Here is a 15,260-nt window from a genome sequence, read left to right as displayed (position 1 = left end):
ATTTAATTGGTTTTTGATGAAGTATTAATACTTAAAAATTTTTCGAGAAAAGCTTGTTTTGATAATGCTCCCGAAGAGTTATCCACTTTTTAAGCGTTTTTCAACAGGGTTTTCCACAATATGTTGATTAAATTTGAATTTCTATGTGCAAAATAAAATATTATCTTCTTTTAAGAAAAAATTATCCACAATTTTTTTTGGGGATCACTATGATTTTATTTGTCTAAAAAAAATTTTAATTAAAAATTATATGAATATAAAAGAGACAGGTAAGGACTTAAATCCCCAAATCAAAAAAGAGTTGCAAAAATCTAAGCTCGAAGTTCTTACTAATGAAAATGATTTTTTAGTTAAAAACCTCAAGAAGGCTGGATAAGCTACTAAAACTTCAAAAATTATTGAAATAGAAATTCCTAAACCTTTTTCCTAAGACATAACAATATCTCTTGAACTATCACTCAAAAAGTTTAAGTTGATCAAATATAAAATTTTTATTAAATATACAAGTTAATTCTGTTTAAACCAAACATATAAAATAAATCTTAGTTATATTAATCTGATCTCAGTAAGAGATCAGATTAGAAATATAAACAGGAAATCTAAAGTTTTTAATTTTTTAAAATTCAAGTTTTTCCTGTATTTGCATTTTAGTTTCAATAAAATATGAATACTCAAGAACTTAAAGTCAACTACATAAAGCTTCTAAACAAAGCTGCCAAAGCAAACGGCCGTAAAGAAACTGTTTCTTACTTAAATCGAGCTGCTAAAATTAAATCAAAAATTTATTCAAACACTAGAGTGAATTGCTATAGATGTAATGGAGCAGGTTTTCTAAGAATTTCACTAGATGAGACTAAGACATGTCTTTCTTGCTACGGGAAGGGTTTTTTAATGAAGGAAATTCAGCAGGTTTAAAAAATTTGATAGTTCATGAAAGATCTCATTCAAGCTCACAAAAAATTAATTAAAACAGTAAAAAAACAAATGGGATTTTCTGATTATGGGATGTATTGGTTGGCTTTCCTTGAAGGAGGTCTAACTATATGGCTGCTGGATAGAATATTTTTCCACTAGTTAAAGTTTTAATTTTTATTTAGGTCAAAAAAATTTCTTCAAGTATTAAAGAAATTAATTTATCGAAACCGTTTGAAAAGTTGTAGTATAGTAAAAAACTAATATGCAATTACTTGGATTAATTCTTCTTCTAGCTAGCAGCTGGTATATATGGAAATTAACATCAAACTTTCTTGATGAACCGACAAAAAAAGAATTGAATAATAGTTTAAATAACCTCAAAAATAAATTCTCTGAGGGAAAACAAAATTTCACTAAAGCAAAAATAAGCGAAGCTTGGGAAAAATACAAAGAAGAAGGTGGTGCCTTATCTAATAAAGAAAAAAGTTAGTGGACTTTTTTATTATTACAAGTCTCACTAAAGATATTTCGAGAATCGATCTAATTGGTATTTTGTTTGGTCATTTAATTTTTGGTGTTGCATTGACACAGCTTTTAGATTGGACTTGGTTAAAGAACCTTATGAGTGAAGAAGATAAAACAAGGATGCTTAAAAGTTATACATGGAGAGACTTATTAGTAGATGGAGCAATTGTTACGGTAGTTCTAGGAATAATCCTTTTGATAATCAGCATTTTTCTATAAATGAACGTTACTTACATCCTTTTAGTTTTTTTAATGATATCAATTGTGATTTTCACTCAAATAATTAATTCCTCCGATAAATCAAAATAAATGACCGAAGTAACCAGCAACTCCTCTACTGGGTGGTACTTAATCGCTCTGGTAAGTACTTTATCTTTTTTAGCCTTAATTTACTTCGGACAAAAAAGATAGAGTATGTTTTGAAAGATTATTTAAATTCATAAAAAAAACTCTACAACTACTTGAGATGCAGAGCTTTTGATTATTAAGTGATTGATTTATATAAATCTATTGATGATGAAACCTTTTTTCTTAATTAAAGAAAAAGAGACCGATGAATGTGATGAAGATACTGAATTCACGGCCCCTTTTATAACCGCATTTTTCGGTAGATACGACAATGAATCACCTCCTTTACTAATGTTTTCCTAAAGATAACTAAAAGAAATAAACAAGGAAAGAAATTCGTTAAAAATTTAAAAGTTTTTTAACAAATTAACGATATAAATCTCTTCAATACAAAGGTAAGGATATTACCAGGGCAAAACTTCTCCGTTGGCATGCCAAAACGTACCCGAGTTATTTTTATTTAAAGAATCAATACGTTTTAAAAGGCCATTTGCTGATTCTTCAGGGCTAATTCCATTTCTTGTAAAGCCAGTCATTCTTGTACTCACCAACCCAGGATGCAAAATAGCTACATGAATATCTTCTCTTGATAAATCTATAGAAAGTGATTTTGCTGCCATGGACAAGGCGACTTTAGACATCCTGTAACCATAAGAACTTCCAGATGTATTATCTTCAATAGATCCCATTCTACTTGTGATAAAAGCAACTTTAGAAGATCTTTTTAAAAGATGTTTAAGCGATTGAGTCATAAATATTGGGCTCAATGCATTGACTTCAAATTGACGCAAAATACTTGTTTTATCCAAGTTTTCGAAAGAATTAAATTCATAAATTCCTGCATTATGAATTAAGCAATCTAAATCAACTCCAGATAATTTTTTACACAAATTTGTTATCGACTTATTAGAAGAAATTTCTATATTCTCCTCAATTCTCACTCCTAATTCTCTAAGTTCTTTGGAAGCTTTCCTACACGTTGCTATTACATTATCTCCCCTCGTATGAATTTGCCTACATAGTTCTAAGCCAATACCCCTATTTGATCCTGTAACTAGATAAGTAGACATCTCTAAACTAAAAAATAAAAAATTAATCTAAATTCAAATATAAAAAAAAAAACTTGAAAAAGAAAAAATTTATGAAATTCCTCATAAGATTTTTTAAGGTTATAATAATTCTTGTAATTAAAAGATTTTTAAAAGAAAGCCAAGATATCTTTATCATCAAAATTTAATGTATGGAAATTTTCAATCAAGAATTTATACAAAAATTTATTAGGTTAACGTGGAGAAATCCTGCTTTCATGACTATTGCCATTGCATTAGTTTGGCTTATCCCACAATTATTTATCAGAAAAATAATGGCAAAAAAATATGAACAAAGAAAAATAGAAATTCAGAACAATAAAATTCAAAAGCTTTATCCAACTAATACTCCTAAATGATTTTTTATATATAAATTGATCTAATGAATCAAAATAATATTTTTTGCATCTAAGTAAAATATGACTTACAAATTAATTAGACTTGATGGGAAAGAGGACAAATTAACCGCTCAAAGTTTTGATAAGTATTCAGATGCATACGATTTGTTAGAAGAAATATTTGGAGATTTATGTTGTTCAGATGCTGATTATGCAGATATAACCTATTACGATATTGTGGAAAATAATTAAAAATATTAATGAAGAGTAAAAAATGGGCTCCCTCTCAAGAAGAAAATTTAGGGATAATAACAAGTGTTTATGAATTCATTAAAAAAGAACTTTCAGAACTTCAAAAAGAAACTGGATGTCCCGATTCATTTATTTATGATTTTATTGGCAAGATTCAGAATGAATGGCAACCAGAATCTTGCCACTCAATAGTTAGAAATAAAAAAAGGAAAAATTAGAAAATATTAAGTCTTCAACTCAAATTTATAAAAATTTTTTAATAAACTTTGAATTTAAAAATATTAAAGCATGATTATTAGAATACTAGGTATCATACTAATTCTTGATACGATTGCATATTATGGTTTAGTTTTGACTGGGCAAAGCAACCTTTAGTTTTTTTACTTTTAAAAATTTCTCATGAAATGGCCTCCTACTCTGTGTTGGACAGCACCAAAGACTATTAATGGTAACAGGCATTTTCAAGTTAAAGCTTATGGTGGTAAAAATGAAGAAAGATGGGTTGATATTTTCCCTACCAAAAATAAAAAAGATATTAAAAGGATCTCATGGGCAAAACTAAAATCAGAATGGAATACTGGATGGTTGAGGCTCCCAATAGATAAAGATTAGTTTGTATATGTAAACAAATATTATTAACCAGAAAATTGTAAAAAATAATACCTAATACAAGAAAAATAACTTATAAGATTTTTAAAAAGCTATTTAATATGAATCCAGAACCGAAGAAAAAACTGCCTAATAAAAAAGTTATAAGCTCAGCAAAATTTGAAGCCAAAGAACAATTCACAAAATCTGCATTGGAAAATTTAAAAACAGAAAATGAAAGACTCGTTAATTCACTAAAAAAATCTGGAGAAATAAAAGAATCAAAAAAAAATAGATTTACATAATTAAAATTTTTTTATTAATATATTATTTTATAGATTGAGAAATGATTGAAAAAATGTCTCTAGCAAATTCTCATTTACCTCAACTCATTGGCTTCGTACTTATGTCGATAGGTTACACATTAGGCAATAAGTTTTATCTTCCAGAAATTAAACAAAAGCAATAATTTATAGTTGTTGAAAATATATTTCAATAAAAAACTTTTCATTATTCTATCTGATTTGGATAAATTAAATTTAGAGCTAATTTATAATTCAATTATTTTTCTCTTTGGATATAAATGGCACATAAATGTGCCATTATTGTTTTTTACGGCATGAAATCCTAAGAAAATGTAAGGATTCATACCTATTTTTTTTAAACATGTTACATTAATTAATAATTAAAGTTAAGTTTTCCTTTGTCATAAAAGTAGAAAAAGGAAATGTTAAATACATACAAATGTCATTTACTCTTTGGCTGCAAATTGATCACATACGAAATCTAAAAATGGATGCTCTTACAAGTTTTATAGTTGTTATAGTCGCAATTACAATACAATTTTCCTTATACACCATCAAAAGACTGCAGGAACCTTTAGAACCAAATTATTTGATAGAAAAAAATTCGAAAAAAATTAAAAACTATATGGGTAAATTTTGGAAAAATGCCGAAATAACAAATGGTAGATTAGCTATGATTGGTTTTTTTGCTTTAATAATAAATTACGGCTTTTTTGGATGGATAATTCCAGGTTTTATTTAGGCTAACAATTTTTTAAGAAAATAAATCTTTCACTCGAAACAAACTCTCCTTTTAAAAAAAATAATTTTAATATAAGTAAAAAAGCAATTGAGTAATTCTGATTTTGATAAAAATGGATTAGATAGCTATGGAATACATTGGCTTCAATATGCTGCTTTTGCTGTGTCTGGTTTTGCTATATTTACGACCTGGGCATTTTTTTATGATGAAAGATTCCACAACTTTGTAATCAATATTTTTAGAGTTATTAATTGCAGTGGATTCAACTGTAACGGAGCATTTTAGAGTTCTATGGCTAATCCAGATCAAAAAACTATCTTAATTGATAATGCCTATGAAGAAATTAAAAGTATTTGTATAAATCTTCAAAAAGAAACTGATACTTCAAATTTAGAAGTTAAAAGTTTATTAAAACTAATTTTGAATGAATGGGAACAAAAGCAAGAACAAAAAACTAGTTTTGGATTCAGGTAAAGTTAGCCAATATAAAGAACTTTCTGAGAAAACAAATAAGTTTAAAGAATAGATTTCTAACTTTAAAAATTTAATATCCATTATTTTGCAATAAAAAAAAAGAAATGAATCTTAAATAGAAGATTCATTCCATTTTTAGCATTAGTTTTATCTAGATTTAAATTTTATAATCTAATTCCTCTGGTGGACTGTCAATCATTAGATCCCTCCGATTCAACAAATTAAACCTAAGCCTTATCTATAAAGTAAGTAAATCAGTAAAAATGCTGATTTATTTTTTTCTAGAATGTTTGAATTAAAGAAGCCAATTCTGGGGCATCTAATAAAAGTGCAAAAAATGTAAGCACTACTAATAGAAATATGGAAAAGTAAAATTGAATCATAAATAACAAATTAATTAAAAAGATTTTTTAAAGTTGTATAAAATAATGCTTTGTTTACATAATTAAATATCTCTATCTAGGAAAGTTTAATTAGAGAATAATTAAGATGATTCAGGAGAAAAAATAATCCTATTTTTTTGCCAATACTCACAACCTTTAAGTAAATGGTCACCCTGTGGTATTCGTTTTTCGTATCTTGGACAGATCAAGACAGTAGCAAAAGTTTCTATAGTGCTGAATCGAAAGTGACTGCAAGTAATACAAATCTTTGTACGTTTTCGTTTTAGGATAGATTCTTTTAGATATTACCATTTTGAAGGATTTACCTTAATCATGATTACTGGAATTTATTGGTAACAATTTGCCAACCTCCAGAAATTAATTCATTCCATGTTTCACAAGCACACTCAATAGAATGAAGTCTTGAATTTTTAAGTTGAGCTGGTTCACCTAATTCATTTGCATAGAAAAGGTGAGTATATACTTTTAAGTTATTCGATACAAATTTCTCATAATTCTCAAAAGAAATTAATAAACCACTTTTTTGGTTAAACAACCAGCCAGTTGGGGCGTCAATAAAGCTGCCATAATAAAGATTAGTCCGAACATAAGAGGCTCCTGATGTCATAAAGATAATACAGTTGTACTAATAATATAAATGTACTACTTCTCAGCGTCAAGTATCGTTCCTTTTAATTATTTAAATTCGAAAATTACTTTCCATAAATAATCAGCCGTAAACTTCTCATTTGGTAATAGTGTATACAAGTAACTCCATCAAAAGATAAATATCATTAAAGAGTAAATCCGCAAAATAAAAATATGTATCGAAATCCCTTCTTTTTAGGATGGAATAAAGGTTGGTCTTTTCTGTTTTTTTTAGAGGGTGGCATTGCAAAAATTGAAGCAAAAGGTTTTGGTATATCTATTACAACAAAAGTAGAGAAAGGAGAATCGCCCTTAGAATCTGCAGATAGATTAGTCTCGAAAGAACAAAGGATTAGAAAATCAAGGTATCATTCTTGGTTTAGATCTATTAATGAAAAATAAAAAATTATGTAGTCAATCAATTACAGAAGTAATTTCTTGACAATCAATTTAAAATAGAGTCTAGTTATTAATTTATCGTGTCTAATAAATTTTATGAATGGTGGAAAAACCATAGAAAAGTTGTAACCTATGGGGCTTTTATCATCTTGTTTGGTTTTTATTTATCACCTGTTGTCAAAGAAGCAGCATATAAAAACCAATGCATTAAGTATTCCACTAAAGGAGCACTAACTAAATTTAATAAAGACGATATAGGTGAAACCTTATTAGAAGAAACAGGTTTGAACATTAATGAATTAGCGAAAATTGAAGGTTATAAAAATTGCATTTAATAAAAATCCTGAAATAATATCGCTGTGTTTTCAAATGATTAAGGGTGTGTTTAAGATGTTTTTATTAATATTGTTACTTTGCTTTATCTCAATAAGTCCAAAAACAAGATATGTAGTTGGAATATCTCTAAAAAATTTTTCTTCGTTCCTGTTATGGACTGTTCACTATGAAGATAAAGAAAAATGGATCATTGATAAACCAAGTTGGATACCTAACCAAAAACTTAAGCCATCGTATTAAATGAAGACTTATTTAGAAGAACGAATTGAATGGTATGACGATAATTATAGAAATGGTAATGCTTTAATATCTAATAAGCAGTTCGACCAGCTTGAAAGGAATTTATTTAGGATAAATCCTGATTGCGATTACTTTAAAAAGAAAAATAAACTAGTTTTACCTACATTAAAGAGGGATTCGATAGACGAATTCTTGAAAGGCTTACTAGAAGATACTAGATTATTAATTGAACCTAAAATAGATGGTTGTGCTGTTGCTTTGCAATACAGCGATGGATCATTGGAGAAGGCGATTACAAGAAAAGGGGCAGACGTTACTAGCAAACTTATTCAAGTCCAAGACGTTCCTAATAATCTCCCTTTACAAGGAGTTCTTCAAGTTAGGGGAGAATTATACGCAACTAATCAAAGTTCAAATATATCCCAGAAAATCGCTTCTGGATTTCTCAGGGCTAAAGAAGGATCTACTGAAAGTCTTAGCTTCTGCGCATTTCAAATACTTAATTCAAAACTTAACCAATATGAGTCCAAAAAGATTCTTTCTAAGCTTGGCTTCACGATACCTCAGGATATTTCATGCAACTTTACTAGCGAAGTTCAAGTATTTAGAAAACAATGGCTTGAAGGAAAGCTTTTTAGGAAATATCCAATAGACGGAATAGTAGTAAAGATAAATTCTAGAAAATTACAATTAATTAGAGAAAAATCAAATTTACATTATCCTTATTGGCAAGTAGCAATAAAAAGTTAATGGAATCAATACACCAGATTTTTCCTACTTGGCATATTTACCTAGACATGTTTTTGGTTGGTTTTGGAACTTACGGCTTTCTGAGAATTAAGAAAAAAATAAAAACCAAATAAATATCTAGTAAAAAGTTTTCACAATCATCGATGATCCTCAAGCATGGACTTAAGTTGTTCGCTATCTAATTGTTCGAGATAATTTCTCATTGCTAACCAAGATCTTCGGCTTTCTAACTTTCCACTTTGTTTAAATAAATTTGCGGAAACATGATCTATCAATTCTTTATGAGTCATATTCATATTCTTCATCAAGTTCAATAACAACACCATTAAAAAATTCTGCTAATAATTTTGATGGCTCTTGGATAGATACCTTTCTATCTACTTTTGATAGTTTTTTTTTGATTGGATTTAAGTTAGTCATACTTATTCAGGTAATTCGAGCTCTTCAAAAGTCCAACCTTCTAATTGAAGGTCATGCCATTTGTCCCAGGCATTATCCAAATACATTTGAGTTGATGATTTAATTGCCATTGGCTCACCAAGATCATTTGCATAATATGTATGAGTAAAAATTCTGGTACTACTTCTTGGAGATTTTTTATTAATTGTAAATAAAATTAATCTGCTGCGGTCAGGGCTGAGTAACCAACCACTTGGGGACTCATTACGATAACCGTAAGAAAAATTAGTCCAAACATTAGCTCCTCCTAAAGTCATCGCTAATAATACATGTGTACTATAAATATACGTATATGAAATGGATCGTCAAGTATTTTGGGAAACAAATTATTATTTACACTTATTAAAAAATAGCTTTTGAATGTAGAAGTCTTATTCAAAACTTCCTCTAAAAATATCTTTTTGACCTATTTAGGCTTTTTAGTTTTTATGATATAAAAAATTTAAATCTCAAAAAAAATGATTAAAAAAGAATACAATATTCGAAGCGAAAGCTATTACCCAGATAGTAATTACTACATTGACAAGGAAAATACTCCCAAAGAGACTTCACTTTCAAAAGATCAAATATCCAACATGGGGGAAATTTTTGAATGGCCAAATACATATTGGTTTATTGCGGAAAGAACAAATGGAAGGCTGGCAATGATTGGCTTCATGGCTGTCATAATCAACTATTCTTTATTTGGTTGGATAGCTTATCCAATCCTTTAAATGAGCAACTCTAATTTTGACAAAAATGGTTTAGACAAGTCTGGAACGCATTGGCTTCAATATGCGGCATTTGTTGCAACTGCATTTGCTATTTATTTTGGTTGGGCATTTTTCAATGATGCTGGTTTCCACCATTTCACTGTAAAAATATTTAAATTCTGGAATTGCAATGGATATAACAATCTAAGTTATTGCATAATGCGTTGGAAAGTGGATTTTTATCCTTAAAAATAACTTCTAAATAAAATACCTATCAAAAACGTTTCATAGCAACTATTGTGATAAGTAATACCGGATCCCCGTTAGTTCTCTGCTGCATCGACCTGGAAATGCCAGAAGAGGATTCAAAGTGGGCTTTCGTTTCCGATTACAAGATCGGTTTACTACCGCATCACGACAGTCTCCTCATGTCGAAAGAGAGTCAGATCAGAGCACATAAAGAAGAACATAACCAAAGACCCAGTAACTTAACTCTAACTTATTTTTTTATCCATTTGGAGATGGCCAAATGTCTCTTACCATAGTTAATAAAACTTGTGCCTCATCATATCTTTCTGAATGTGTTTTACCATTTAATAGAAATGTAATGTGAGCCATTTTTCTTCCCAGAATTTCTCGAGATTTGCCATAACAATGAATATTAGAACCCTCAATTTCAGATAACATTTTGACTCTTGTCTCCATCGAAATGGGGAAATTTTTTTTTAATCCCAGTAGATTTATCATAATTGCCCCTTCACAGTTCATTTTGATTTCAGGTGGCATTATCCCAGAAGAAATGCAAACATATTGATCAAACTGACTTGATGTACAAGCTTCAATAGAGAAATGAGCTGAGTTATGTGTTCTAGGAGCTATTTCATTAATTAAAAGACCATTATCCCCATAGAAGAATTCAATAGCTAAAACTCCAACATAATTAAGTTCATTGACTATTGAAGAAAAAATATTTATTGCAAACAAGTTCAAATCATATTCAGTTGTCGCAGGTGCAAGCACCCAATCACAAACATGATTTGATTGAATTGTCTCAACGATTGGGAAAAATCTTATCTTACCGGTTCTATCTCTCGAACCAACAAGAGCTAGTTCTTTTTCATACTCTATCCATTCTTCTATTAACCATTCATCAGAATTATTGTCTATTAAAAAAGAACCTAAATCTTCTTTTGACTTTATTTTTTTGTTCCCTTTACCGTCATATCCACCTTTATTTGATTTTGCCATTAGAGGGAAAGTCCAATTACTGATTTCCTCATCCGAGAGTTTTTTAAAATCTTCAATACTTATCCATTTTGGGCAGGGAATATTCATCCTACTTATTAATTTCTTTTGAGAAAATCTATCTACTAATGGCTTAATTGCATTAAGACTTGGAACAAAAATATCGTTATTGTCAATTAAATCTAATTTGTCAATTTTTATCCATTCATTTTCAAAAATTATTTTTTCACACTCATTAATTAATGATTTATTACCTCTTATCTTTAAAGGATCAGCTTCTATGACATGATCTGCTTTTAAACCAGCGGGATCATCACAAGATTTTGTTTGCACACATACCTCTAAATCTCTTTTTTTTGCTGCCTCGGTTAACATCAACGCTAGTTGACCTCCTCCAATTATTCCAAGGGAATAATTTTTCTTAATATCGTTTATATTTTTTTTAAAACTCATAGCATGATTTTATTACCATTTCTAATTCTTAACAACTGAATTTTTAATTATCTAGAGCTTAGATTTTGCTAATATATAAAGTATTTAATACTAAATATTTATAAATTTTAACTAGGTAATCAATTGTGAATAAGAGAAAAATATTAGTCCCATTAGGTGATAAGTCATACGAAGTAACTCTAAATGCAGGGATACTGAATAATATCAGCGAAGAACTTTTAAAAATTGGAATAACAAAGAATAGAAAAATACTCGTGATTTCAAATGAAGAAATATCAAATTTGTATGGAGAAAAATTCTTAAATAATTTAAAAGTTAATAAATATCAGGCCCAAATGTTCCTTATCAAGGCTGGAGAATCATATAAAAACTTAAAAACCTTAAGTGAAATATATGATTTTGCATTTGAATTTGGTTTAGATAGAAATTCAATAATTATTGCCCTTGGAGGAGGAATTGTAGGAGATGTAAGTGGTTTTGCAGCTGCTACTTGGCTGAGAGGAATTGAATATATCCAGATTCCAACAACATTATTATCGATGGTTGATTCGTCTGTTGGAGGAAAAACAGGAGTGAATCACCCAAAAGGTAAAAATTTAATTGGGGCTTTCAATCAACCCAAAGCAGTTTTTATTGATCCAGAAACTTTAAAAAGTTTGCCCAAACGAGAATTTAATGCAGGCATGGCCGAAGTAATAAAATATGGGGTAATAAAAGATAAAGAACTTTTCGAATACTTAGAAATTGAAAAAAACAAGAATGAACTTATAAATCTCAAGAATGAATATCTAATTAATATAATTGAAAGTTCAATTAAAACAAAGTCTCATATTGTTTCTCAAGACGAACATGAAAATGGCGTTAGAGCAATATTGAATTATGGACATTCTTTTGGTCACGTTATTGAAAATTTGTGTGGATACGGCAAATTTCTGCATGGAGAGGCAATATCAATTGGTATGAATATTGCGGGGGGAATAGCAATCGAGAAAGGGTTATGGACTAAAGAAGAATTAAAGAGACAGAAGAATCTTTTGGAGAGTTACAATCTTCCTACCGAGATCCCCAAAATAAATAAAGGAGACGTTCTAACAATACTCATGGGAGACAAAAAAGTTCGTGATGGCAAAATGAGATTTATTTTGCCTAAAGAAATTGGTGCAGTAGATATATATGATGACGTAGAGGATTCATTATTTTTAAAGTTTTTTTATTAACGCAAACAGGTTGAATTTATATTCATTTTCTTCTTCTTAAACTTATTAAAAACAAACCACTTAAAGTCACCTAGACATACAGGATCAACGAGTCTAAGTAATGCCTCTCTTCTTAAAAGGGCATTTGATAAATCCTCCTTAGATTCTTTCTGAATTCCATAAAGTCTCTCTGCCAATCCAAGTGCCAACAAAGCCTCTCCTTGTTTAGTTATTCCAAGAGTGTTAAATCCAAGAGACTCAGCATCATTAATTAAAGTTTCTATACATACATGAGATGTTAAATCGCAATTTCCAGGAGAATCTAGGATATTATTCTTCATCTTTTGATTTTCATAAGAAACTATCATCCCATCAGAATTCTTAGATGTGTAGTATCTTTTAGCTTCTTTAGCGTAATCAATTATCAATAAAATACCATTGCTGAATTTTCCATAAATAGCTTTTAACCATTTTGAGTTATCTACATGCCATTCCGTCGACCATCCATCAAGGGCATCTACAGGTGGAATATTAATTCCCGAGTCACTTCTAGCAAGTTCGATACTTTTTTTCAATTCACTTGTAATTGGCATTACATCAAAAAATAATTTACGAGATTTTTTGTCTATAGAAACTGCTTGTCGAAGTAATTTACCTTTTGAAAAGGTTATTCTCTCTACTGGCAAAGCATCTAAAACCTCATTTGCAAGAACTATTCCATTTAAACTATTTTCCTCTATTTCTTCCAAATCTTTCCATAAAATATCAATATCTAAGTTTAAAAATTCATCCAATTTATTTTTTTGTTTTCCTACCATCCCTTCATTGGGTTCAATAATTACAAAAGAAACTCGTTCCAAAAAATTCTTGTTGTTTTCTAAAAAATATTTAATTAATCCACTCATAAAGCTTCCATCTCCAGCTCCAAATTCAATTACAGCTAATTTCTGATTCGATAAAAAACTATTTTTCAACTGAATTAGCCAATTTTCTATTTGTTTACCAACCAAAAAAGCAAAATCATCAGATAAAGAAGGTGATGTGACAAAATCTCCTCGAACGCCTAACTCAGCTTTACCGCTGCCGTAATAACCATTAATAGGATCATTTAAAACAAAATTCATAAAGTCATAAAAACTTATAGTCCCTCCCATTTTTATTATTTTTTTTACTAACCAATCTGTATTATTCGCGGGTAAGCTATTCATCGGCGAAAATATAAAGAGACAAAACTTATTTATGCCTTCAAAGATTAACTATTTATTGGGAATATTTCTATCTATTTTAGTTTTAATTTCACAAAAACCCGTTTTCGCTATAAATAATCCAAATATCTTACCTCAAGAAAAAACACCCGTTATTGATTTAGCTAAAACATTAAGCCCTAATCAAAAAAAATCTTTAGAAGACAAGCTCAACAATCTTGAAATTGAAAGTGGGTGGAAAATTAAATATTTATCTCAGTTTGAGAGTTCTCCTGGTAGCGCAATCAAGGACTATTGGAATTTAGATGAGACAAGTTTGTTAATAGTTGCAGATCCTAGAGGAGGAAATTTACTCAACTTTAACGTTGGCGAGGCTTATTTTAATTTTATGCCAAGGTTATTTTGGGTTGAACTTCAAACAAGATTTGGTAATCAATATTATGTGAAAGATCACGGTGAAGATGGTGCAGTATTAGATGCAATTAATTCAGTAAAGATTTGCCTTGAAAAAGGAGGGTGTCAAGTTGTCCCTGGCCTACCCAAAGAGCAATATATATGGACTTTATGTACTTCTATTCTTGGAGGTCTAGTAGCAGGTTTCGCATCTGCTCCAAGAAGAGAAGGTCAAGTTATATCAATTGGATTTTTAGCTCTTCTTTCTCCTTTGTGGGGTATGTTATTTGGAATTTTTGGTTTAGCACCGATAATATCCAGAACAAATGATTTATTACCTTTATTTAAAAATGGTTTAGCTTTTACAGCCGCAGGAATTACGGGTTATATCTTGTCTCAAACTCTCTTTGCCAGATATGAAAAGCCCAAAAAAAATTAAAATTTTATCAAAATATCTATTCCTAAAAAAATTTATCTTCTTCACAAATTTCACCAGACTCTGAATACCATCGATGAGAAACATTTATTAATTCCTTTTTTTTAAATTCAATCCATGAAAAGTTAATTAATAATTTCCCATCTTCATCAGTTTTATACCTTGGCACTACTGCAGTGTTGAAATAAATTGTCCCTTTACTATCAATTTTAAACATCTCTCTTAAACCAAGATTTCTTTTAAGACGATTGTGCATATGACCAAAAATTACAAGTTCAACTTTTCTTTTCTTTTGTATTTGAGAAATCGCCACAGACAAATCTCTATCTCCCCAATCTAAAGAGGGTAATTTCCAGTCTTTCCCACAAATACTTTTAGCTTCTGAGCCTAAACCAGAAGGGCCCGCATGAGACATAATTATTAAAGGGATATCTTCAATAGTCTCCTCTGAACATTTGATAATTTTATTTATTGAATCTTGTTCGGTGATAGGTCCATAAACGCCTTTGACTTCTTTTGAAAGATAATAACCACCTCCAGAACTACATGGTCTCGCAGAAAGTAAATTAATTTGGTTATTAAAAACTTTTAAATCCCATGCACAATATTTTTCACCAAGAACACGTATCTGCTTTGAGAGAATTTCTCCTGTAGAATCCTTACCTCTATCATGATTTCCTAAAATCACAAAAGTAGGAATTTTAATCTCATTGATTTTTTTTATTATTTTGACACTCCCATCAGAAATATCACCAACAAATAAAACAATATTTGGTTTGATAGTCGATAAGACTTTCAAGTCTAATTCAGACCACTGTCCATGACAGTCACCAACAATAGCAATTTTTAA

General features: G+C 29.6%; 30 protein-coding genes and 1 other RNA gene. 22 read left to right on the top strand and 9 right to left on the bottom strand.

Annotated elements, in window-relative coordinates; translation table 11 throughout:
- Positions 1-250: 250 nt before the first annotated feature.
- From EU95_RS10275 to EU95_RS09935, 6 genes are all read left to right on the top strand, one after another.
- Positions 251-376: a hypothetical protein gene (locus tag EU95_RS10275; RefSeq protein ID WP_275040496.1), complete on the top strand. Its 126-nt coding sequence runs from the start codon at positions 251-253 to the stop codon at positions 374-376.
- Positions 377-663: 287 nt separating this feature from the next.
- Positions 664-915, top strand: coding sequence for a hypothetical protein (locus tag EU95_RS04010; RefSeq protein ID WP_032522260.1), 252 nt, complete (start codon positions 664-666; stop codon positions 913-915).
- A gap of 15 nt (positions 916-930) precedes the next feature.
- Positions 931-1,074, top strand: a complete 144-nt coding sequence (locus EU95_RS09940) for a hypothetical protein (RefSeq protein ID WP_193742476.1) — start codon at positions 931-933, stop codon at positions 1,072-1,074.
- 103 nt (positions 1,075-1,177) lie between these two features.
- On the top strand, positions 1,178-1,405 hold the full coding sequence (locus EU95_RS04015; RefSeq protein WP_032522259.1) for a hypothetical protein: 228 nt from the start codon (positions 1,178-1,180) through the stop codon (positions 1,403-1,405).
- Positions 1,405-1,659, top strand: a complete 255-nt coding sequence (locus EU95_RS0108955; protein ID WP_032522258.1) for a hypothetical protein — start codon at positions 1,405-1,407, stop codon at positions 1,657-1,659. Before EU95_RS04015 ends, EU95_RS0108955 begins: the two co-directional genes overlap by 1 nt.
- Before the next feature lie 294 nt (positions 1,660-1,953).
- Positions 1,954-2,091 carry a hypothetical protein gene (locus EU95_RS09935; protein WP_193742475.1) on the top strand — a complete coding sequence of 46 codons (138 nt, stop codon included), beginning with the start codon at positions 1,954-1,956 and terminating at the stop codon, positions 2,089-2,091.
- 101 nt (positions 2,092-2,192) lie between these two features.
- Here the strand turns inward: EU95_RS09935 and EU95_RS04020 are convergent, their stop codons facing one another.
- The gene (locus EU95_RS04020) at positions 2,193-2,858 is read right to left on the bottom strand and encodes an SDR family oxidoreductase (protein ID WP_032522257.1); all 666 of its coding nucleotides are present in this window, start codon (positions 2,856-2,858) and stop codon (positions 2,193-2,195) included.
- Between the two features lie 170 nt (positions 2,859-3,028).
- Between EU95_RS04020 and EU95_RS04025 the strand changes: the two genes are divergently transcribed.
- The 8 genes from EU95_RS04025 to EU95_RS04055 all read left to right on the top strand — a co-directional run bounded on the left by EU95_RS04025 (position 3,029) and on the right by EU95_RS04055 (position 5,575).
- Positions 3,029-3,235: a hypothetical protein gene (locus tag EU95_RS04025; protein WP_032522256.1), complete on the top strand. Its 207-nt coding sequence runs from the start codon at positions 3,029-3,031 to the stop codon at positions 3,233-3,235.
- A gap of 60 nt (positions 3,236-3,295) precedes the next feature.
- Complete coding sequence (locus tag EU95_RS09930; RefSeq protein WP_193742474.1) at positions 3,296-3,466, top strand: hypothetical protein; 171 nt, start codon at positions 3,296-3,298, stop codon at positions 3,464-3,466.
- Positions 3,467-3,474: 8 nt separating this feature from the next.
- Positions 3,475-3,684, top strand: coding sequence for a hypothetical protein (locus EU95_RS04030; protein WP_032522255.1), 210 nt, complete (start codon positions 3,475-3,477; stop codon positions 3,682-3,684).
- 181 nt (positions 3,685-3,865) lie between these two features.
- Positions 3,866-4,078, top strand: coding sequence for a TIGR02450 family Trp-rich protein (locus tag EU95_RS04035; protein ID WP_032522254.1), 213 nt, complete (start codon positions 3,866-3,868; stop codon positions 4,076-4,078).
- 98 nt (positions 4,079-4,176) lie between these two features.
- Positions 4,177-4,359, top strand: coding sequence for a hypothetical protein (locus tag EU95_RS04040; protein WP_032522253.1), 183 nt, complete (start codon positions 4,177-4,179; stop codon positions 4,357-4,359).
- 487 nt (positions 4,360-4,846) lie between these two features.
- Positions 4,847-5,101: a chlorophyll a/b-binding protein gene (locus EU95_RS04045; RefSeq protein WP_032522345.1), complete on the top strand. Its 255-nt coding sequence runs from the start codon at positions 4,847-4,849 to the stop codon at positions 5,099-5,101.
- Positions 5,102-5,188: 87 nt separating this feature from the next.
- Positions 5,189-5,386, top strand: coding sequence for a hypothetical protein (locus tag EU95_RS04050; protein ID WP_032522251.1), 198 nt, complete (start codon positions 5,189-5,191; stop codon positions 5,384-5,386).
- 6 nt (positions 5,387-5,392) lie between these two features.
- The gene (locus EU95_RS04055; protein ID WP_032522250.1) at positions 5,393-5,575 is read left to right on the top strand and encodes a hypothetical protein; all 183 of its coding nucleotides are present in this window, start codon (positions 5,393-5,395) and stop codon (positions 5,573-5,575) included.
- Between the two features lie 720 nt (positions 5,576-6,295).
- On the opposite strand, the gene EU95_RS04060 is transcribed toward EU95_RS04055, so the two are convergent.
- Entirely contained in the window at positions 6,296-6,586 is a 291-nt protein-coding gene (locus tag EU95_RS04060) for a DUF1651 domain-containing protein (RefSeq protein WP_032522249.1), read from the bottom strand.
- Positions 6,587-6,780: 194 nt separating this feature from the next.
- Between EU95_RS04060 and EU95_RS04065 the strand changes: the two genes are divergently transcribed.
- The 4 genes from EU95_RS04065 (at position 6,781) to EU95_RS04080 (ending at position 8,331) form a co-directional block, all read left to right on the top strand.
- Positions 6,781-7,008 carry a hypothetical protein gene (locus EU95_RS04065; protein WP_032522248.1) on the top strand — a complete coding sequence of 76 codons (228 nt, stop codon included), beginning with the start codon at positions 6,781-6,783 and terminating at the stop codon, positions 7,006-7,008.
- 77 nt (positions 7,009-7,085) lie between these two features.
- Entirely contained in the window at positions 7,086-7,340 is a 255-nt protein-coding gene (locus EU95_RS04070; RefSeq protein WP_032522247.1) for a hypothetical protein, read from the top strand.
- Positions 7,341-7,395: 55 nt separating this feature from the next.
- On the top strand, positions 7,396-7,581 hold the full coding sequence (locus EU95_RS04075; protein WP_241466724.1) for a hypothetical protein: 186 nt from the start codon (positions 7,396-7,398) through the stop codon (positions 7,579-7,581).
- Positions 7,582-8,331, top strand: coding sequence for an NAD-dependent DNA ligase (locus EU95_RS04080; protein ID WP_032522246.1), 750 nt, complete (start codon positions 7,582-7,584; stop codon positions 8,329-8,331). It abuts the gene before it with no gap.
- A 137-nt stretch (positions 8,332-8,468) separates the two neighbouring features.
- Here EU95_RS04080 and EU95_RS09925 read toward each other — a convergent pair whose 3' ends face one another.
- Genes EU95_RS09925 through EU95_RS04085 form a run of 3 tightly spaced genes read right to left on the bottom strand, consistent with a single transcriptional unit; the run spans position 8,469 to position 9,047 of the window.
- Positions 8,469-8,621 (bottom strand): hypothetical protein, encoded by a 153-nt coding sequence (locus tag EU95_RS09925; RefSeq protein ID WP_193742473.1) that lies wholly within the window; start codon positions 8,619-8,621, stop codon positions 8,469-8,471.
- Positions 8,611-8,751 carry a hypothetical protein gene (locus EU95_RS09920; protein ID WP_193742472.1) on the bottom strand — a complete coding sequence of 47 codons (141 nt, stop codon included), beginning with the start codon at positions 8,749-8,751 and terminating at the stop codon, positions 8,611-8,613. Before EU95_RS09920 ends, EU95_RS09925 begins: the two co-directional genes overlap by 11 nt.
- A gap of 2 nt (positions 8,752-8,753) precedes the next feature.
- The gene (locus tag EU95_RS04085; protein WP_032522245.1) at positions 8,754-9,047 is read right to left on the bottom strand and encodes a DUF1651 domain-containing protein; all 294 of its coding nucleotides are present in this window, start codon (positions 9,045-9,047) and stop codon (positions 8,754-8,756) included.
- A gap of 201 nt (positions 9,048-9,248) precedes the next feature.
- Between EU95_RS04085 and EU95_RS09915 the strand changes: the two genes are divergently transcribed.
- Both EU95_RS09915 and EU95_RS04095 read left to right on the top strand, forming a co-directional pair.
- Positions 9,249-9,503 carry a high light inducible protein gene (locus EU95_RS09915; RefSeq protein WP_032522244.1) on the top strand — a complete coding sequence of 85 codons (255 nt, stop codon included), beginning with the start codon at positions 9,249-9,251 and terminating at the stop codon, positions 9,501-9,503.
- Positions 9,504-9,731, top strand: coding sequence for a hypothetical protein (locus EU95_RS04095; protein WP_032522243.1), 228 nt, complete (start codon positions 9,504-9,506; stop codon positions 9,729-9,731). It abuts the gene before it with no gap.
- A gap of 56 nt (positions 9,732-9,787) precedes the next feature.
- Here the strand turns inward: EU95_RS04095 and ssrS are convergent.
- Both ssrS and EU95_RS04100 read right to left on the bottom strand, forming a co-directional pair.
- A non-coding RNA gene (ssrS, locus tag EU95_RS09445) (6S RNA) lies at positions 9,788-9,972 on the bottom strand.
- Between the two features lie 17 nt (positions 9,973-9,989).
- Positions 9,990-11,180, bottom strand: coding sequence for a 5-(carboxyamino)imidazole ribonucleotide synthase (locus EU95_RS04100; protein WP_032522242.1), 1,191 nt, complete (start codon positions 11,178-11,180; stop codon positions 9,990-9,992).
- A 125-nt stretch (positions 11,181-11,305) separates the two neighbouring features.
- On the opposite strand from EU95_RS04100, the gene aroB reads away from it, so the two are divergent.
- A complete protein-coding gene (gene aroB, locus EU95_RS04105; RefSeq protein WP_032522241.1) occupies positions 11,306-12,397 on the top strand; it encodes a 3-dehydroquinate synthase in 1,092 nt (363 codons plus the stop codon).
- Here aroB and EU95_RS04110 read toward each other — a convergent pair.
- Complete coding sequence (locus tag EU95_RS04110) at positions 12,394-13,584, bottom strand: SAM-dependent methyltransferase (RefSeq protein ID WP_032522240.1); 1,191 nt, start codon at positions 13,582-13,584, stop codon at positions 12,394-12,396. The two genes, aroB and EU95_RS04110, sit on opposite strands and share 4 nt — an antisense overlap.
- A 31-nt stretch (positions 13,585-13,615) precedes the next feature.
- On the opposite strand from EU95_RS04110, the gene EU95_RS04115 reads away from it, so the two are divergent.
- A complete protein-coding gene (locus tag EU95_RS04115; protein WP_032522239.1) occupies positions 13,616-14,413 on the top strand; it encodes a methanol dehydrogenase in 798 nt (265 codons plus the stop codon).
- Between the two features lie 22 nt (positions 14,414-14,435).
- On the opposite strand, the gene EU95_RS04120 is transcribed toward EU95_RS04115, so the two are convergent.
- Entirely contained in the window at positions 14,436-15,209 is a 774-nt protein-coding gene (locus EU95_RS04120) for a TIGR04168 family protein (RefSeq protein WP_032522238.1), read from the bottom strand.
- Positions 15,210-15,260: the final 51 nt, after the last annotated feature.

The sequence above is a fragment of the Prochlorococcus marinus str. MIT 9201 genome (assembly GCF_000759955.1).
GTDB lineage: Bacteria > Cyanobacteriota > Cyanobacteriia > PCC-6307 > Cyanobiaceae > Prochlorococcus_A > Prochlorococcus_A marinus_G.
The sequence above is the reverse complement of the archived record's forward strand: the minus strand, read 5'-3'. Positions and strand labels throughout refer to the sequence as shown.

What these genes read in the sequence shown, in the direction of transcription:
- EU95_RS10275 (WP_275040496.1), top strand. Translation starts at nt 251, where the DNA reads ATGAATATAAAAGAGACAGGTAAGGACTTAAATCCCCAAATCAAAAAA.
- EU95_RS04010 (WP_032522260.1), top strand. Translation starts at nt 664, where the DNA reads ATGAATACTCAAGAACTTAAAGTCAACTACATAAAGCTTCTAAACAAA.
- EU95_RS09940 (WP_193742476.1), top strand. Translation starts at nt 931, where the DNA reads ATGAAAGATCTCATTCAAGCTCACAAAAAATTAATTAAAACAGTAAAA.
- EU95_RS04015 (WP_032522259.1), top strand. Translation starts at nt 1,178, where the DNA reads ATGCAATTACTTGGATTAATTCTTCTTCTAGCTAGCAGCTGGTATATA.
- EU95_RS09935 (WP_193742475.1), top strand. Translation starts at nt 1,954, where the DNA reads ATGATGAAACCTTTTTTCTTAATTAAAGAAAAAGAGACCGATGAATGT.
- EU95_RS04020 (WP_032522257.1), bottom strand. Translation starts at nt 2,858, where the DNA reads ATGTCTACTTATCTAGTTACAGGATCAAATAGGGGTATTGGCTTAGAA.
- EU95_RS04025 (WP_032522256.1), top strand. Translation starts at nt 3,029, where the DNA reads ATGGAAATTTTCAATCAAGAATTTATACAAAAATTTATTAGGTTAACG.
- EU95_RS09930 (WP_193742474.1), top strand. Translation starts at nt 3,296, where the DNA reads ATGACTTACAAATTAATTAGACTTGATGGGAAAGAGGACAAATTAACC.
- EU95_RS04030 (WP_032522255.1), top strand. Translation starts at nt 3,475, where the DNA reads ATGAAGAGTAAAAAATGGGCTCCCTCTCAAGAAGAAAATTTAGGGATA.
- EU95_RS04035 (WP_032522254.1), top strand. Translation starts at nt 3,866, where the DNA reads ATGAAATGGCCTCCTACTCTGTGTTGGACAGCACCAAAGACTATTAAT.
- EU95_RS04040 (WP_032522253.1), top strand. Translation starts at nt 4,177, where the DNA reads ATGAATCCAGAACCGAAGAAAAAACTGCCTAATAAAAAAGTTATAAGC.
- EU95_RS04045 (WP_032522345.1), top strand. Translation starts at nt 4,847, where the DNA reads ATGGATGCTCTTACAAGTTTTATAGTTGTTATAGTCGCAATTACAATA.
- EU95_RS04055 (WP_032522250.1), top strand. Translation starts at nt 5,393, where the DNA reads ATGGCTAATCCAGATCAAAAAACTATCTTAATTGATAATGCCTATGAA.
- EU95_RS04060 (WP_032522249.1), bottom strand. Translation starts at nt 6,586, where the DNA reads ATGACATCAGGAGCCTCTTATGTTCGGACTAATCTTTATTATGGCAGC.
- EU95_RS04065 (WP_032522248.1), top strand. Translation starts at nt 6,781, where the DNA reads ATGTATCGAAATCCCTTCTTTTTAGGATGGAATAAAGGTTGGTCTTTT.
- EU95_RS04075 (WP_241466724.1), top strand. Translation starts at nt 7,396, where the DNA reads ATGTTTTTATTAATATTGTTACTTTGCTTTATCTCAATAAGTCCAAAA.
- EU95_RS04080 (WP_032522246.1), top strand. Translation starts at nt 7,582, where the DNA reads ATGAAGACTTATTTAGAAGAACGAATTGAATGGTATGACGATAATTAT.
- EU95_RS09925 (WP_193742473.1), bottom strand. Translation starts at nt 8,621, where the DNA reads ATGACTCATAAAGAATTGATAGATCATGTTTCCGCAAATTTATTTAAA.
- EU95_RS09920 (WP_193742472.1), bottom strand. Translation starts at nt 8,751, where the DNA reads ATGACTAACTTAAATCCAATCAAAAAAAAACTATCAAAAGTAGATAGA.
- EU95_RS04085 (WP_032522245.1), bottom strand. Translation starts at nt 9,047, where the DNA reads ATGACTTTAGGAGGAGCTAATGTTTGGACTAATTTTTCTTACGGTTAT.
- EU95_RS09915 (WP_032522244.1), top strand. Translation starts at nt 9,249, where the DNA reads ATGATTAAAAAAGAATACAATATTCGAAGCGAAAGCTATTACCCAGAT.
- EU95_RS04095 (WP_032522243.1), top strand. Translation starts at nt 9,504, where the DNA reads ATGAGCAACTCTAATTTTGACAAAAATGGTTTAGACAAGTCTGGAACG.
- EU95_RS04100 (WP_032522242.1), bottom strand. Translation starts at nt 11,180, where the DNA reads ATGAGTTTTAAAAAAAATATAAACGATATTAAGAAAAATTATTCCCTT.
- EU95_RS04110 (WP_032522240.1), bottom strand. Translation starts at nt 13,584, where the DNA reads ATGAATAGCTTACCCGCGAATAATACAGATTGGTTAGTAAAAAAAATA.
- EU95_RS04115 (WP_032522239.1), top strand. Translation starts at nt 13,616, where the DNA reads ATGCCTTCAAAGATTAACTATTTATTGGGAATATTTCTATCTATTTTA.